We start from the raw sequence: 16,421 nt of genomic DNA on the forward strand, positions 1-16,421 counted from the left end.
TCATGGATATTAAACGCACAATCCTGATCGTCGCCCTGGCAATCGTGTCCTATGTCATGGTCCTTAAATGGAACCAGGACTACGGTCAGGCTGCCCTGCCGACTCAGAATGTTGCTACCAATCAGGCTGCGCCGGCTATTCCGGACACCCCGCTGGGTAACAATGCGTCCGCGAGTGCCGATGTACCCAGCGCGAATGGCGAGACAAGTGCCCCGTTAGAAACGCCAGTGGTCACCAACAAAGACCTCATCCACGTGAAAACGGATGTGCTCGAGTTGGCTATCGACCCACAGGGTGGTGATATCGCACAGCTGAAGCTGCCGCTGTATCCACGTCGCCAAGACCATCCGGATGTGCCGTTCCAACTGTTCGATAACGGCGGTGAACGTACTTATCTGGCACAAAGCGGCCTGACTGGTACCAATGGTCCGGATGCACGTGCTACCGGTCGTCCGGTTTATTCGACCGAACAAAAGACTTATCAACTGGCAGACGGCCAGAACCAGTTGAACGTCGACCTGAAATTCAGCCTCGACGGTGTCAACTACATCAAGCGTTTCAGCTTTACCCGCGGTTTGTACGATTTGAAGGTCACTTACCTGATCGACAACACCAGCGACAAAGCCTGGAGTGGCAACCTGTTTGCCCAGCTCAAGCGTGACGCCAGCTCCGATCCGTCTTCCAGCACCGCCACCGGCACCGCCACTTACCTGGGCGCCGCCCTGTGGACAAGTAACGAGCCGTACAAAAAAGTGTCGATGAAAGATATCGACAAGGGCACGCTGAAAGAAACCGTCCAAGGTGGCTGGGTAGCGTGGCTGCAGCACTATTTCGTGACCGCCTGGATTCCGAACAAGGGTGACGCGAACCTGGTTCAAACCCGCAAGGACAGCCAGGGCAATTACATCATTGGCTTCACTGGCCCGGCGTTGACCGTCGCTCCAGGTGCCAAGGCTGAAACCAGCGCTACCCTGTACGCCGGCCCTAAAAGCCAGGCGGTACTGAAAGAGTTGTCCCCAGGCCTGGAATTGACTGTGGACTACGGCTTCCTGTGGTTCATTGCCCAGCCGATCTTCTGGCTGTTGCAACATATCCACAGCATCGTGGGTAACTGGGGCTGGTCGATCATCTTCCTGACCATGCTGATCAAAGGGCTTTTCTTCCCTCTGTCGGCAGCCAGCTACAAGTCGATGGCGCGTATGCGTGCCGTGGCCCCGAAACTGGCCGCGCTGAAAGAACAACATGGTGATGACCGGCAGAAAATGTCGCAGGCCATGATGGAGTTGTACAAGAAAGAGAAGATCAACCCGCTGGGTGGATGCTTGCCGATTCTGGTACAGATGCCGGTGTTCCTGTCGCTTTACTGGGTATTGCTGGAAAGCGTTGAAATGCGCCAGGCGCCGTTCATGCTGTGGATAACTGACCTGTCGATCAAAGACCCGTTCTTTATCCTGCCGATCATCATGGGCGCGACCATGTTTATCCAGCAGCGTCTGAACCCAACCCCGCCGGATCCGATGCAGGCCAAGGTAATGAAAATGATGCCAATCATCTTCACCTTCTTCTTCCTGTGGTTCCCTGCTGGCTTGGTACTGTACTGGGTGGTCAACAACGTGTTGTCGATCTCTCAACAGTGGTACATCACACGTAAAATCGAAGCGGCTACCAAAAAAGCCGAGGCGTAATTTACTCTGTGGATAACCACTCAAGACGCCCCCTAGTGGGGCGTTTTGCTTTCCGTCACTTTTGTTCTGGAACATGCTGATGAGCGCTCCTCGTGAAACCATCGCTGCTGTCGCTACCGCTCAAGGTCGGGGCGGCGTCGGCATCGTTAGAATTTCCGGGCCATTGGCGGGCGTGGCAGCCAGGGCCATCAGCGGCCGGGAGCTGAAACCCCGTTATGCCCATTACGGTCAGTTCCTGGATGCCGACCACAGCGTATTGGACGAGGGGCTGGCCATCTATTTTCCAGGGCCAAACTCGTTCACTGGTGAAGATGTCCTTGAACTACAAGGGCACGGTGGTCCTGTGGTGTTGGACATGCTGCTGCAGCGCTGCTTGCAATTGGGTTGCCGCCTGGCCAGACCAGGGGAATTCAGCGAACGCGCATTCTTGAACGATAAGCTCGACCTGGCCCAGGCCGAAGCCATCGCCGATTTGATCGAAGCCAGTTCTGCACAGGCTGCACGTAACGCATTGCGTTCATTGCAGGGGGCTTTTTCCCTGCGTGTGCATAACTTGACCGAGCAACTGATCAGCCTGCGCATCTACGTCGAAGCCGCGATTGATTTTCCGGAAGAAGAAATCGACTTCCTGGCGGATGGCCATGTATTGGCGATGCTGGATAAAGTCCGCGATGAGTTATCCACAGTGCTGCGCGAAGCCGGGCAGGGCGCCTTGCTGCGCGATGGTATGACGGTGGTGATTGCCGGCCGGCCCAATGCCGGCAAATCCAGCCTACTCAATGCTCTGGCAGGGCGCGAGGCGGCCATCGTCACCGAGATCGCCGGCACTACCCGGGATATCTTGCGTGAACATATCCACATCGACGGTATGCCGCTGCACGTGGTCGACACCGCTGGTCTGCGCGATACCGACGACCAGGTGGAAAAGATCGGCGTGGAACGTGCGCTTAAGGCGATCAGCGAAGCCGATCGTGTGTTGCTGGTGGTGGATGCCACTGCACCTGAAGCTGTGGATCCTTTTGCCTTGTGGCCGGAATTTCTTGAACAACGGCCAGACCCGGCCAAAGTCACCTTGATCCGTAACAAGGCCGACCTTACGGGTGAAGCCATCGCCCTGGAAACCAGTGAAGATGGCCACGTCACTATCAGCTTGAGCGCGAAATCGGCGGGTGACGGTCTGGAGTTGCTGCGCGAGCACCTTAAAGCCTGCATGGGCTACGAACAGACCTCGGAAAGCAGCTTCAGTGCGCGGCGCAGGCACCTGGAAGCGCTGCGTCATGCCAGCGCGGCCCTGGAGCACGGGCGGGCCCAGCTGACCTTAGCGGGGGCTGGAGAGCTGCTGGCTGAAGATTTGCGTCAGGCGCAGCAGCTGCTGGGTGAAATCACCGGCGCTTTCAGCTCGGATGATTTGCTGGGGCGGATTTTCTCCAGCTTTTGCATTGGCAAATAGCCGAGTTATCCACATCGTCTACCAGTTGTAAGACACCGTACCGAGCAAGGTACGGCTGTCGCCCCAATAGCAACGCCCCGCATCGTTGCAACCGGATACATATTCCTTGTCGAACAGGTTCTTGGCGTTCAGGTCCACCGACCAGTGTGGGTTGATCTGATAACCCAGTGCCGCATCCACCAAGGTGACGCTTCCTGCGTCCAGCTTCCCGTAGAGCGTAGGCGGGGTGTAGGAAAAGGTACTGTCGAAATAGCGCACCCCGCCGCCCACGGAGAAACCCTTGAGTTGGCCGTCGAGAAAGCGATATTTGCCCCACACCGAAGCCTGGTTACGCGGCACGCCTGTCATCTGACGGCCTTCTACCAGCGAAGTGGCCGAATCCTTGGTTATCCGGGCGTCGGTGTAGGTATAGGCTGCCGTCACGTTGAAGTTGGAGCTGATGTTACTGTTGACCTCGACTTCCACGCCCTTGGCGCGACTTTCACCGACTTGGCGATAGCTGTTGGTGGTGGCATCGAGGTAGGTATCGTCCTGCTTGCGCAGGTCATACACCGACACGGTCATCGCCGTATCCCAGCCGATCGGTTCGTACTTAACGCCCACTTCGTATTGGCTGCTGGTGATCGGTTTCAACGGCGAGCCCGCGTTGGAGATCTGCTGCACGGGGACAAACGCGGTGGAATAGCTGACATAAGGCGTAAGGCCGTTGTCGAACTGGTACATCACCCCGCCCTGGTAAGTGAATTTACGATCCTGTGAGTTGATATTGCTCGATGGCTTGACCTTGTCTCGGTAATCGCTGTCGACCCAGTCCTGGCGGCCGCCCAGCAGAAAGAGCCAATGGTCGTATTTGCTTTGGATCTGTGCATAAATCCCTTTCATCTGCTGTTCAAGCAAGGTGTTTTGCACTGCCAGGGGAGTGAGCGGGTCGCGCAGGTACACCGGGTTATACACATCGATGGTGCCGGCGAAACCCGCATCCCAGTCTTGATTGAACGAGGTTCGGTCATAGCTGGCGCCCAATAGCACTGTGTTTTCCACACTGCCCAACTGGAACGTGCCTTCGAGCTGGTTATCCAGGGAATAGACCATCGATTTGTTGTAGCGGTCATAGGCGTTCATGTTCAGCCGGGTGCCGAAGCCACCGTTATTCAATGATCCAGGCCAGGTTTCGTGCCGGTTGATGCGTGACTGCATATAGCGCGAGTTCTGACGGAACTGCCAGTCATCATTGAAGCTGTGGCTCAACTCATAGCCGGTGCTCCACGCTTCGCGTTCAAAGGTGTTCCAGTCCGGATTGCCCAGCAGGGTGTGTTTGGACAGCTTCCCGTTGGGATTTGTGAGCAGCGTACCGGCGGCGGGTAGGCCAAGTTCCAGGTTGGTATGGTCTTTCTGGTAGTTGGCCAGCAGCGTCAGGGTGTTGTAGTCGTCGAAGTTCAGGGTCAGGGATGGCGCGATATATAGACGATCGTCCGGGACGTGATCGGTCTGCGTGTCGGATTTACGCCCCAGTATCACCACCCGGCCCAGAATATTGTCACTGTCGTTGAGCGGGCCCGAGATATCCACACCCAACTGGCGTCGATTATTCGAACCATAACTCACCTGCACCTCGCCTTGCGGGGTTGCAGTCGGGTGTTTACTCACCAGATTAACCAAACCACCGGGTGCGTTTTCACCGTAGAGCAGGGAAGACGGGCCGCGGAAAATCTCGACCCGTTCCAGGCCGTAGGGTTCGCTGGTGGTGTCGTATCGATTGCCTTGCACCCGCAGGCCATCTCGCAGCAGGCCGTAGCCGTAATCCGTGGCGTTGAAACCGCGAATGAAAAACAGATCGCCTGCCAAGCCGTCGCCCGCAGCGAACGGTGGGGCGAAGATTCCCGGTACGTAGCCCAACACGTCTGTCAGGGTTTGAGATTTCTGGTCCTTGATACGCTGGCCAGTGACAACGGACACCGAACGCGGAGTCTCGGACAGCGGCGTGCTGGTCTTCGTGCCGATCCGGCTGTTCTGCGCCTTGTAGCCTACATCCCCGGCGATCTCTTGATTGAAGCCGCCCTGTTGATAAGTGCTCACAGTGGTGGGTGCCAACGTGAGTCGGCCAGCAGGAGCCGCCTGTAATACATAGCTGCCGGGAGCTTGTGCGACCGCCTGCAGGTCCGAGTTCTGCAGCAGCAGCGCAAAGCCCTGGTCCACCGAATAGTCACCTTGCAGCCCCGGCGTATTCAAACGCGCGGTTTGCTGGGGGGAGAAGGACAGAATCACATTGGCCCTGGCAGCAAACTGGCTCAACGCATTGTCCAGCGGGCCAGCGGCAATTGCATAGTATTGCGTTGCGCTGGCGGCCGTGACGGCGGTGGCTAACAACACACCGGTGGTAGCGGTGATGAACTGCAGACCGTAGGTCATGCTGTGGCAGGAAAGTCGTTTGCGGAGCGGGGTGGGAAGGCGCATAGGTGAGTAAGCCCTGAAGGTAGCGTCGTGATTACCTGTAGGGCCGCACCAGGTCAAAAAAAGATAACCCCTCTGTGGATTATTTTTCGATTAGCCGATTCGGGTGACCGACACCCAATAGCGCGTAAAGTATTTCACTTGAATCGGCAGGCTCGCTTGCAGGTTAGTGAGGACGGCATCGGTTGAGTCCAGACGGAAGGTCCCGGAAACGCGTAGGCCTGCAGAGGCTGGGTCGCAGTGCAATACACCCGGCCGATAGCGCGCCAACTCATCGATAACTTCTCCCAGCCGAGCATCGAGCACGATCAGTTGGCCATCGACCCAGGCGGCCTGTACTCCGCCATATCGCTGGGCAGGGCGCACATTGCGCCGATCAAACTCTGCGCTCTCACCCGCGCCAATAGTGCGGCGAAGTTCGGGTTGGTCGCCGGGGGATATCTCAACCCGTTCTTCCAAGACACCAACCCGCGTGGCGTCGGGCAGTTGGCGCACAGTAAACCGAGTGCCCAGCGCCCGGACCCGGCCTTGGCGAGTTTCGACATAAAACGGTAAGTGCCCACCCCGTGTGCCGGTGTGGATAAGTACTTCACCCTCGCGCAAACGGATCAAACGTTGTCGCCCATCAAATGCCACATCGATAGCGGTATGAGTATTGAGATTGATCTGCGTGCCATCCGCCAGCTCGATGCGTCGCCTCTGGCCCACCGACGTGCGGTAATCAGCCCATACGTTGCCCAGCGACGTATGTTGCTGGACGTTCCACCCCAGATAGCCACCGCCGCTGAGCACCAGCATCCACTTGAGGACCTGGCGCCTCTGTTGCGTGGTGGATAACGCGCGGCGTGTGAGGTCAGGGGACAGGGCACCAAGGCTGCGCTGCAACTGCTCCATCTGGTTCCAAGCCGCCTGGTGGGATGGGTCACGATTAAGCCACTGCTGCCAGGCTTGATGTTGCGCGGGCGTCGGTGGTTGCGACTGAAATTGCACATACCAACTGGCAGCGGCCTCGAACGTCTTGCGGTCGGGGCTGACCATTACCGGTTGGCCATGATCAGGGAGCATTCGGTGAGGGCGCGGATCATGTGTTTCTTCACCGTGGTCAGCGATACCTGCAGTTGATCGGCGATCTGTTGATAAGTCAGCCCTTCAATCTGTGCGAGCACGAAAATTCGCCGTGCCCGCTCACCCAGGCCAGACAGCGCTTTATCCACAGCCACCAGGGTTTCGATGATGATTGCCTTGTCTTCTTCACTGATAGCTGTGGTTTCGGGACGCTCTGCCAGGGTTTGCCTGTAGGCCTGCTCGATGGCGTTCCGGCGATACCGGTCAATCACCAGGCCCCTCGCGATGGTGGTCAGATAGTCCCGTGGTTCGAGGATCTGCGCCGCATGTCGTCCACCGAGCATGCGCACGAACGTATCGTGAGCCACATCGGCTGCATCGCTGGCGTTATGCAATTTTCCCTTGAGCCATCCGCGCAACCACGAATGGTGCTGTTCATAGATGTGCTGGACCGCTGCGGTATGTGAGGAGGAAGGCATAGGCGCGACAAGGTAGGTTAATGATAATCGCTATTATTAACTGCCCCAGTGTTTTCCCACAATAGATCTGTTTTTGTCCCACCCAGGATTAATTCCCAGCTTTGCCGTGGACGAAATCGGCCGTTTCTGTGGATTAAGCCCTGTGAATAACAGCGGTTGTGCCCAGTTGATAACAGGGCCTGAAACCTGAGTAAAAACCCACCTGTGGATAACCAGTCGTTTAATTCACAGGCTTAAAGCACTTATCCAAAGGCCTCATCGGCAGATGAACACAACGTTTTGAATCGCTGTACACATTGAAAATAAAGGCCTTCAGAGATCTATCCACAGAAATGTTGCTCAGTATAAATAAACATAAAAACAAAGATTTAATAAATTTCTCTCTTTTAATTTCTATTGTCTGTGATTCATCCACAGCTGGTTAAATTTTGTGCAAAGGGTTCTTTAGGAAAGGCGAAGTCCCTATACTTGCCGCCAAAGCTGTAGAACCCTTTCAACAAACAATTCCTGATTACCTACATAAGCAGGCACGAGGTGCGTGGTGGATTTCCCTTCCCGTTTTGAAGTGATCGTCATCGGCGGCGGTCATGCCGGTACCGAGGCAGCACTGGCGTCAGCACGCATGGGCGTAAAAACCCTGTTGCTGACGCATAACGTGGAAACCCTCGGTGCCATGAGTTGCAACCCCGCAATTGGCGGGATTGGCAAAAGCCATCTGGTCAAGGAAATCGATGCCCTTGGCGGGGTAATGGCGATGGCCACCGACAAGGGTGGTATTCAATTTCGCGTGCTCAACAGCCGCAAAGGCCCGGCCGTACGTGCTACCCGGGCTCAGGCCGACCGCATCCTGTACAAGGCAGCGGTACGCGAAACCCTGGAAAACCAGCCGAACCTGTGGATATTTCAGCAGGCCGCCGATGACTTGATCGTCGAGCAGGACCAGGTACGCGGTGTCGTTACGCAAATGGGTCTGCGTTTTCATGCAGATTCGGTCGTACTGACCACGGGCACGTTCCTCGGCGGACTTATCCACATCGGTATGCAAAATTATTCCGGTGGTCGTGCCGGTGACCCGCCGTCGATTGCCTTGGCAAAACGTCTGCGTGAACTACCGCTGCGCGTCGGCCGTTTGAAAACCGGAACCCCGCCACGCATTGATGGGCGTTCTGTGGATTTCTCGATGATGACCGAGCAAGCCGGCGACACGCCGATCCCGGTCATGTCGTTCATGGGTTCCAAAGAACAGCACCCGAAACAGGTCAGCTGCTGGATTACCCACACCAACGCCCGAACCCACGAAATCATTGCCGCGAACCTTGATCGTTCGCCGATGTATTCCGGGGTGATCGAAGGCATTGGTCCGCGTTATTGCCCGTCGATCGAAGACAAGATCCACCGCTTTGCCGACAAGGAAAGCCACCAGGTCTTTATCGAACCCGAAGGCTTGACCACCCACGAGCTGTACCCCAACGGAATTTCCACTTCGCTGCCGTTCGATGTGCAAATCCAGATCGTGCAGTCGATTCGCGGTATGGAAAACGCGCACATCGTGCGTCCGGGCTACGCCATCGAGTACGACTACTTCGACCCGCGCGACCTGAAATACAGCCTGGAAACCAAAGTGATCGGCGGCCTGTTCTTCGCCGGCCAAATCAACGGCACTACCGGTTATGAAGAAGCCGGGGCCCAAGGTTTGCTAGCCGGGACCAACGCAGCATTGCGTGCACAAGGCAAAGACAGCTGGTGCCCGCGTCGCGATGAAGCCTACATCGGCGTATTGGTCGACGACCTGATTACCCTGGGTACCCAGGAACCGTACCGGATGTTCACATCTCGGGCGGAATACCGCCTGATCCTGCGCGAAGACAACGCCGACCTGCGCTTGACCGAAAAAGGTCGCGAGCTGGGCCTGGTCGATGACGCCCGCTGGGCGGCCTTCTGCAAAAAACGCGAAAGCATTGCGCTCGAAGAACAGCGTCTGAAAAGTACCTGGGTTCGCCCGGGCACGGAGCAAGGCGACGCCATTGCAGAAAAATTCGGCACGCCGTTGACCCATGAGTACAACTTGCTCAACCTGCTTTCCCGCCCGGAAATCGACTACGCTGGTCTGGTCGAAGTGACTGGCCAGGGCGCAGAAGACCCACAGGTTGCCGAACAGGTTGAAATCAAGACCAAATACGCAGGCTACATTGATCGCCAGCAGGACGAGATCGCTCGGCTGCGCGCCAGTGAAGACACCAAACTGCCTGTGGATATCGACTACACCGGAATTTCCGGGTTATCGAAAGAAATTCAAAGCAAGTTGGGGATAACTCGGCCGGAAACCCTCGGGCAGGCTTCACGTATCCCTGGCGTCACTCCGGCAGCCATCTCGCTGTTGATGATTCATTTGAAAAAACGCGGCGCGGGCCGTCAGTTGGAGCAAAGCGCTTGAGTTCGTTGGTCACCTCGCAACACGCCGAAGAGTTATCCACAGGAGCGCGCCAGTTGGGCGTAGCCCTGACCGAAGCCCAGCATGAGCTACTGCTGGGCTACCTGGCCCTGTTGATCAAATGGAACAAGGCTTACAACCTGACAGCAGTGCGTGACCCAGACGAGATGGTGTCGCGGCATTTGCTCGACAGCCTCAGCGTGATGCCGTTTATCGAAAATGGCCGTTGGCTCGATGTGGGCAGCGGCGGCGGCATGCCTGGCATCCCGTTGGCGATCCTGTTTCCCGAGTCCCACGTGACCTGCCTGGACAGCAACGGCAAGAAAACCCGCTTCCTGACCCAGGTCAAACTCGAACTCAAGCTGGATAACCTGCAAGTTATCCACAGTCGTGTCGAAGCATTCACGCCTGAACTGCCTTTCAACGGGATCGTGTCTCGGGCGTTCAGCAGCATGGAGAACTTCAGCAACTGGACACGCCACCTGGGCGACCGTGATACCCGCTGGTTGGCAATGAAGGGCGTTCATCCAAGCGACGAGCTGTTAGCATTGCCGGCAGACTTCCACCTCGATAGCGAACACGCCTTGGCCGTACCTGGTTGCCAAGGCCAACGCCATCTGCTGATACTGCGCCGCACGGCATGATTGGGAACACAAGCAAGAATGGCTAAGGTATTCGCGATAGCGAACCAGAAAGGTGGCGTGGGTAAAACCACCACCTGTATCAACCTCGCAGCATCCCTGGTCGCGACCAAGCGTCGGGTGCTGTTGATCGATCTCGATCCACAGGGCAACGCCACCATGGGTAGCGGTGTGGATAAACACGGCCTGGAAAACTCGGTCTACGATTTGCTGATTGGCGAATGCGACCTGGCCCAGGCCATGCACTATTCCGAGCACGGCGGTTACCAACTGCTGCCGGCCAACCGCGATCTGACCGCGGCGGAAGTGGTGCTGCTGGAAATGCAGATGAAAGAAAGCCGTCTGCGCAGCGCCCTGGCGCCCATTCGCGAAAACTACGATTACATTTTGATCGACTGTCCACCGTCGCTGTCGATGCTCACGCTTAACGCGCTGGTTGCCTCCGATGGGGTAATTATCCCCATGCAGTGCGAGTACTTCGCTCTCGAAGGCTTGAGCGACCTTGTGGATAACATCAAGCGAATTGCCGAGCTGCTCAACCCGAACCTGAAAGTCGAAGGCCTGCTGCGTACGATGTATGACCCGCGCCTGAGCCTGATGAACGATGTGTCGGCGCAGCTCAAGGAACACTTTGGCGATCAGTTGTACGACACCGTGATTCCACGCAACATCCGCCTGGCCGAAGCGCCAAGCTATGGCATGCCCGCGCTGGCGTACGACAAATCCTCGCGTGGTGCCATTGCCTACCTGGCATTGGCTGGCGAGATGGTTCGCCGCCAACGCCGTAATTCACGCACCGCTGCAGCCCAGCCAACTTAAGGAATCCCCATGGCCGTCAAGAAACGAGGTCTCGGACGTGGACTGGATGCACTGTTGAGTGGTCCGACCGTCACATCGCTTGAAGAACAAGCGGTGCAGGCTGACGAGCGCGAGCTGCAGCACTTGCCGCTGGACCTGATCCAGCGGGGCAAATACCAGCCACGTCGGGACATGGACCCCCAGGCCCTGGAAGAACTGTCCAACTCGATCAAGGCCCAGGGCGTGATGCAGCCCATCGTGGTGCGCCCCATTGGCGGTGGCCGCTTTGAGATCATCGCCGGGGAGCGCCGCTGGCGTGCCAGCCAGCAGGCCGGCAAGGAAACCATCCCGGCGATGGTGCGCGATGTACCGGATGAAACCGCGATCGCCATGGCGTTGATCGAGAATATCCAGCGTGAAGACCTCAACCCGATCGAAGAAGCGATTGCGTTGCAGCGTTTGCAGCAGGAATTCCAGCTCACCCAGCAACAAGTGGCCGAGGCAGTGGGCAAGTCCCGCGTCACCGTGTCCAACTTGTTGCGTTTGATCGCGCTGCCGGAAGTGATCAAGACCATGTTGTCCCACGGCGACCTGGAAATGGGCCATGCCCGTGCGTTGCTCGGTTTGCCGGAAAATCAACAGGTTGAAGGGGCGCGACACGTTGTCGCACGAGGCCTGACCGTGCGTCAGACTGAAGCGCTGGTGCGCCAGTGGCTCAGCGGCAAACCTGCACCGGTCGAAACCGCCAAACCTGATCCGGATATCGCGCGACTCGAGCAGCGCCTGGCCGAGCGCCTGGGCTCTGCGGTGCAAATTCGTCACGGCAAGAAGGGCAAAGGGCAATTGGTCATCGGATATAACTCCCTTGACGAGCTTCAAGGCGTCCTTGCCCACATCCGCTGAAACATTTGCTTATGTAGCGCGTGATCGGAAATCACTACCCGACAGTTGAATAGGGGCTGAACCGCCCCTATACTCTGCGCGCATTTTGTCGGCACAAATTATGCCAAGTTATTGATTTCCGGCAGCCGACCATTGAGGAGCAAGAGTGATGGAAACCCGCACGCCAAACACGTTGCCGTTCCATCGCTTGGCTGTTTTTCCGGTTCTACTGGCTCAATTTGTCATTTTGCTGATCGCCGCATTGGCGCTTTGGTATTGGCATGGAGTCGTAGCCGGGTATTCAGGACTCTGCGGAGGCCTGATAGCCTTGCTGCCCAATATGTATTTTGCTCACAGGGCCTTTCGGTTTTCCGGCGCCCGAGCAGCCCAGGCTATCGTCCGGTCTTTTTATGCCGGCGAGGCGGGGAAACTGATTTTGACGGCAGTGCTGTTTGCACTGACCTTTGCAGGTGTGAAGCCATTGGCGCCGCTGGCTGTATTCGGCGTCTTCGTGTTGACCCAACTGGTCAGCTGGTTCGCTCCCCTGCTAATGAAAACAAGACTTTCGAAACCTTAGGGCGTTTGAGGCAACCATGGCAGAAACAACCGCTTCGGGCTATATCCAGCACCACTTGCAGAACCTGACCTTCGGTCAGCTTCCTAATGGCGGCTGGGGCTTTGCCCACACCGCAGCAGAAGCCAAAGAAATGGGTTTCTGGGCTTTCCACCTGGATACTCTGGGTTGGTCGGTCGCATTGGGCCTGATCTTCGTTCTGATTTTCCGCATGGCGGCAAAGAAGGCGACTTCCGGTCAGCCAGGTGCTTTGCAGAACTTCGTTGAAGTATTGGTCGAATTCGTCGATGGCAGCGTGAAAGACAGCTTCCATGGCCGTAGCCCGGTGATTGCACCGCTGGCACTGACCATCTTCGTCTGGGTGTTCCTGATGAACGCCGTCGACCTGATTCCGGTGGACTGGATTCCTCAGTTGGCCATGGCGATCTCCGGCGACCCGCACATTCCATTCCGCGCCGTATCCACCACTGACCCGAACGCCACACTGGGCATGGCTCTGTCGGTATTCGCGCTGATCATTTTCTACAGCATCAATGTCAAGGGCATCGGCGGCTTCATCGGCGAACTGACCCTGCACCCGTTCGGCAGCAAGAACATCTTCGTTCAAGCCCTGCTGATCCCGGTGAACTTCCTGCTGGAATTCGTCACCCTGATCGCCAAGCCGATTTCCCTGGCTCTGCGACTGTTCGGCAACATGTATGCCGGCGAGCTGGTGTTCATTCTGATCGCTGTGATGTTCGGCAGCGGTCTGCTCTGGCTTAGCGGCCTGGGCGTAGTTCTGCAGTGGGCGTGGGCTGTGTTCCACATCCTGATCATTACCCTGCAGGCCTTCATCTTCATGATGCTGACCATCGTCTACCTGTCGATGGCGCACGAAGAGAACCATTAAGACCAGTCTCGACTAGTCTGATGTCCTTCCCGGTCAAACGGGAAGGTGGCCCAACAGGGCTATGAAACGATTTGTTTTACCGCTTTAAAATCTAAAAAACCTAAACCATACGACGTAAAAGTCGGGAGGAAAGATGGAAACTGTAGTTGGTCTAACCGCTATCGCTGTTGCACTGTTGATCGGCCTGGGCGCCCTGGGTACTGCCATTGGTTTCGGCCTGCTGGGCGGCAAATTCCTGGAAGGCGCAGCGCGTCAGCCAGAAATGGTCCCAATGCTGCAAGTTAAAATGTTCATCGTCGCCGGCCTGCTCGACGCCGTGACCATGATCGGCGTTGGTATCGCACTGTTCTTCACCTTCGCGAACCCCTTCGTTGGTCAACTCGCTGGCTAATCACTCGACTTTTCGAGTGATTGGGGTGATGGACAACGAATGAGCGAGGTGTTGGCGTGAACATTAATGCAACCCTGATTGGCCAATCCGTTGCGTTCTTCATTTTTGTAGTGTTTTGCATGAAGTTCGTGTGGCCTCCGGTCATCGCGGCTTTGCACGAACGTCAGAAGAAGATCGCGGATGGTTTGGACGCTGCCAGCCGTGCAGCTCGCGACCTGGAGTTGGCCCACGAGAAAGTGGGTCAGCAACTGCGCGAAGCTAAAGCACAGGCAGCCGAGATCATTGAGCAAGCCAAGAAACGCGGTAACCAGATCGTCGAAGAGGCTGTTGAAAAAGCCCGCGTCGAAGCTGACCGTGTGAAGGCTTCGGCTCATGCCGAGATCGAACAGGAACTGAACGGTGTCAAAGACGCGCTGCGTGCCCAACTGGGTGCTCTGGCCGTTGGCGGTGCTGAGAAGATCCTCGGTGCCACAATCGATCAAAACGCGCACGCGGAGCTGGTTAACAAACTGGCTGCTGAAATTTAAGCGAGGGCGATCATGGCAGAACTGACCACGTTGGCCCGACCTTACGCTAAGGCAGCCTTCGAGCACGCCCAGGCCCACCAGCAGCTGGCCTCTTGGTCAGCCATGCTCGGCCTGGCTGCAGCAGTGTCGCAAGACGACACAATGCAGCGCGTGCTCAAGGCCCCGCGCCTGACGAGCGCAGACAAGGCCGCCACTTTTATTGAAGTGTGCGGCGACAAGTTTGATGTGAAGGTGCAGAACTTCATCCACGTCATTGCCGAAAACGACCGTCTCCCGCTATTGCCGGAGATCGCCGCTCTGTTCGACCTGTACAAGGCCGAAGCAGAGAAATCGGTAGACGTTGAAGTGACCAGTGCTTTCGCATTGAACCAAGAACAGCAAGACAAACTCGCCAAGGTTCTCAGTGCACGACTCAATCGGGAAGTGCGCCTGCAAGCTTCGGAGGACGCATCGCTTATTGGTGGTGTTGTTATCCGTGCCGGCGACCTGGTTATCGATGGCTCGATTCGCGGCAAAATCGCGAAACTTGCCGAAGCATTGAAATCTTGAGTTTGAAGGGGCAGCAGAGCAATGCAGCAACTCAATCCTTCCGAAATAAGTGAAATTATCAAGGGCCGCATCGACAAGCTCGATGTGACCTCCCAAGCCCGTAACGAAGGCACTGTCGTCAGCGTATCTGACGGCATCGTGCGGATTCACGGTCTGGCCGACGTAATGTACGGCGAGATGATCGAGTTTCCGGGCGGCGTCTACGGTATGGCCCTCAACCTGGAGCAAGACTCCGTAGGTGCCGTTGTATTGGGCGCGTACACCAGTCTGGCTGAAGGCATGAGCGCCAAGTGCACAGGCCGCATCCTGGAAGTTCCGGTTGGTAAGGAACTGCTGGGTCGCGTAGTCGACGCACTGGGTAACCCTGTTGACGGTAAAGGTCCACTGGGCAACACCGAGACCGACGCGGTCGAGAAAGTTGCTCCAGGCGTGATCTGGCGTAAGTCGGTAGACCAGCCTGTACAGACTGGCTACAAGGCTGTCGATGCCATGATCCCAGTCGGCCGTGGCCAGCGTGAGCTGATCATCGGTGACCGTCAGATCGGTAAAACCGCTCTGGCGATCGACGCGATCATCAACCAGAAAGACAGCGGCATTTTCTGCGTCTACGTAGCCATCGGTCAGAAGCAATCGACCATCGCCAACGTAGTTCGCAAGCTGGAAGAAAACGGCGCCCTGGCCAACACGATCATCGTGGCTGCCAGTGCTTCGGAATCTCCTGCGCTGCAATTCCTGGCACCGTACTCCGGCTGCACCATGGGTGAATTCTTCCGCGACCGCGGTGAAGACGCGCTGATCGTTTATGACGATCTGTCCAAGCAAGCAGTGGCTTATCGCCAGATTTCCCTGCTGCTGCGCCGTCCACCAGGCCGTGAAGCTTACCCAGGCGACGTGTTCTATCTCCACTCCCGTCTGCTGGAGCGCGCATCCCGCGTTTCCGAAGAGTACGTAGAGAAGTTCACCAACGGCGCAGTGACCGGCAAAACCGGTTCCCTGACCGCACTGCCGATCATCGAAACCCAGGCTGGCGACGTTTCCGCGTTCGTTCCGACCAACGTGATTTCCATCACCGACGGTCAGATCTTCCTGGAATCGGCCATGTTCAACTCGGGCATCCGCCCTGCAGTGAACGCCGGTGTTTCGGTATCCCGTGTGGGTGGTGCCGCTCAGACCAAGATCATCAAGAAGCTCTCCGGTGGTATCCGTACCGCTCTGGCTCAGTATCGTGAACTGGCGGCATTCGCCCAGTTCGCTTCTGACCTGGACGAAGCGACCCGTAAGCAACTTGAGCATGGTCAGCGCGTTACCGAGCTGATGAAGCAGAAGCAATACGCCCCAATGTCGATCGCTGACATGGCGTTGTCGCTGTATGCCGCTGAGCGTGGGTTCCTGACCGACGTTGAAATCGCCAAGGTCGGCAGCTTTGAACAAGCGCTGATTGCTTACTTCAACCGCGATCACGCCGAATTGATGGCGAAGATCAACGTGAAGGGTGACTTCAATGACGATATCGACGCTGGCATGAAAGCCGGTATCGAGAAGTTCAAGGCCACCCAAACCTGGTAAGCCGCAGCGGGAGCCGCAAGGCTCCCGCTTGCTAACCTGATAG

The 16,421-nt window shown here is 56.9% G+C and carries 15 protein-coding genes; 12 read left to right on the forward strand and 3 right to left on the reverse strand.

Annotation, left to right across the window (positions count from 1 at the left end; genetic code table 11):
• The first annotated feature begins 2 nt into the window (after positions 1–2).
• Together yidC and mnmE are read left to right on the forward strand one after the other, a co-directional pair.
• The gene (gene yidC / locus GIV26_RS07395; protein ID WP_054898311.1) at positions 3–1,685 is read left to right on the forward strand and encodes a membrane protein insertase YidC; all 1,683 of its coding nucleotides are present in this window, start codon (positions 3–5) and stop codon (positions 1,683–1,685) included.
• Between the two features lie 79 nt (positions 1,686–1,764).
• Positions 1,765–3,135: a tRNA uridine-5-carboxymethylaminomethyl(34) synthesis GTPase MnmE gene (mnmE, locus tag GIV26_RS07400; RefSeq protein WP_236279925.1), complete on the forward strand. Its 1,371-nt coding sequence runs from the start codon at positions 1,765–1,767 to the stop codon at positions 3,133–3,135.
• An 18-nt stretch (positions 3,136–3,153) separates the two neighbouring features.
• On the opposite strand, the gene GIV26_RS07405 is transcribed toward mnmE, so the two are convergent.
• From GIV26_RS07405 to GIV26_RS07415, 3 genes are all read right to left on the reverse strand, one after another.
• Positions 3,154–5,544, reverse strand: coding sequence for a TonB-dependent siderophore receptor (locus tag GIV26_RS07405; RefSeq protein WP_442962901.1), 2,391 nt, complete (start codon positions 5,542–5,544; stop codon positions 3,154–3,156).
• A 135-nt stretch (positions 5,545–5,679) separates the two neighbouring features.
• Complete coding sequence (locus GIV26_RS07410; RefSeq protein ID WP_236279929.1) at positions 5,680–6,624, reverse strand: FecR domain-containing protein; 945 nt, start codon at positions 6,622–6,624, stop codon at positions 5,680–5,682.
• Positions 6,624–7,130 (reverse strand): sigma-70 family RNA polymerase sigma factor, encoded by a 507-nt coding sequence (locus GIV26_RS07415; protein WP_236279931.1) that lies wholly within the window; start codon positions 7,128–7,130, stop codon positions 6,624–6,626. Before GIV26_RS07415 ends, GIV26_RS07410 begins: the two co-directional genes overlap by 1 nt.
• A gap of 541 nt (positions 7,131–7,671) precedes the next feature.
• Here GIV26_RS07415 and mnmG point away from each other — a divergent pair.
• From mnmG to atpA, 10 genes are all read left to right on the forward strand, one after another.
• Complete coding sequence (gene mnmG / locus GIV26_RS07420) at positions 7,672–9,564, forward strand: tRNA uridine-5-carboxymethylaminomethyl(34) synthesis enzyme MnmG (RefSeq protein ID WP_014720591.1); 1,893 nt, start codon at positions 7,672–7,674, stop codon at positions 9,562–9,564.
• Positions 9,561–10,205 (forward strand): 16S rRNA (guanine(527)-N(7))-methyltransferase RsmG, encoded by a 645-nt coding sequence (rsmG, locus tag GIV26_RS07425; RefSeq protein ID WP_003195893.1) that lies wholly within the window; start codon positions 9,561–9,563, stop codon positions 10,203–10,205. Before mnmG ends, rsmG begins: the two co-directional genes overlap by 4 nt.
• Positions 10,206–10,223: 18 nt before the next feature.
• Positions 10,224–11,021, forward strand: a complete 798-nt coding sequence (locus GIV26_RS07430; protein ID WP_236279933.1) for a ParA family protein — start codon at positions 10,224–10,226, stop codon at positions 11,019–11,021.
• Between the two features lie 9 nt (positions 11,022–11,030).
• The gene (locus tag GIV26_RS07435) at positions 11,031–11,903 is read left to right on the forward strand and encodes a ParB/RepB/Spo0J family partition protein (protein ID WP_003195890.1); all 873 of its coding nucleotides are present in this window, start codon (positions 11,031–11,033) and stop codon (positions 11,901–11,903) included.
• 148 nt (positions 11,904–12,051) lie between these two features.
• Positions 12,052–12,459: a F0F1 ATP synthase subunit I gene (locus GIV26_RS07440; protein WP_010565865.1), complete on the forward strand. Its 408-nt coding sequence runs from the start codon at positions 12,052–12,054 to the stop codon at positions 12,457–12,459.
• 16 nt (positions 12,460–12,475) lie between these two features.
• On the forward strand, positions 12,476–13,345 hold the full coding sequence (gene atpB, locus GIV26_RS07445) for a F0F1 ATP synthase subunit A (RefSeq protein WP_236279935.1): 870 nt from the start codon (positions 12,476–12,478) through the stop codon (positions 13,343–13,345).
• 133 nt (positions 13,346–13,478) lie between these two features.
• Positions 13,479–13,736 (forward strand): F0F1 ATP synthase subunit C, encoded by a 258-nt coding sequence (atpE, locus tag GIV26_RS07450; protein WP_002555987.1) that lies wholly within the window; start codon positions 13,479–13,481, stop codon positions 13,734–13,736.
• Between the two features lie 56 nt (positions 13,737–13,792).
• On the forward strand, positions 13,793–14,263 hold the full coding sequence (locus GIV26_RS07455; protein WP_003195835.1) for a F0F1 ATP synthase subunit B: 471 nt from the start codon (positions 13,793–13,795) through the stop codon (positions 14,261–14,263).
• Between the two features lie 12 nt (positions 14,264–14,275).
• A complete protein-coding gene (locus tag GIV26_RS07460; RefSeq protein ID WP_003195833.1) occupies positions 14,276–14,812 on the forward strand; it encodes a F0F1 ATP synthase subunit delta in 537 nt (178 codons plus the stop codon).
• 21 nt (positions 14,813–14,833) lie between these two features.
• Positions 14,834–16,378: a F0F1 ATP synthase subunit alpha gene (atpA, locus tag GIV26_RS07465; protein WP_003195831.1), complete on the forward strand. Its 1,545-nt coding sequence runs from the start codon at positions 14,834–14,836 to the stop codon at positions 16,376–16,378.
• Positions 16,379–16,421: the final 43 nt, after the last annotated feature.

The sequence above is a fragment of the Pseudomonas sp. PA-1-3F genome (assembly GCF_021609665.1).
In the GTDB taxonomy this organism is placed as follows: Bacteria; Pseudomonadota; Gammaproteobacteria; order Pseudomonadales; family Pseudomonadaceae; genus Aquipseudomonas; species Aquipseudomonas paracarnis.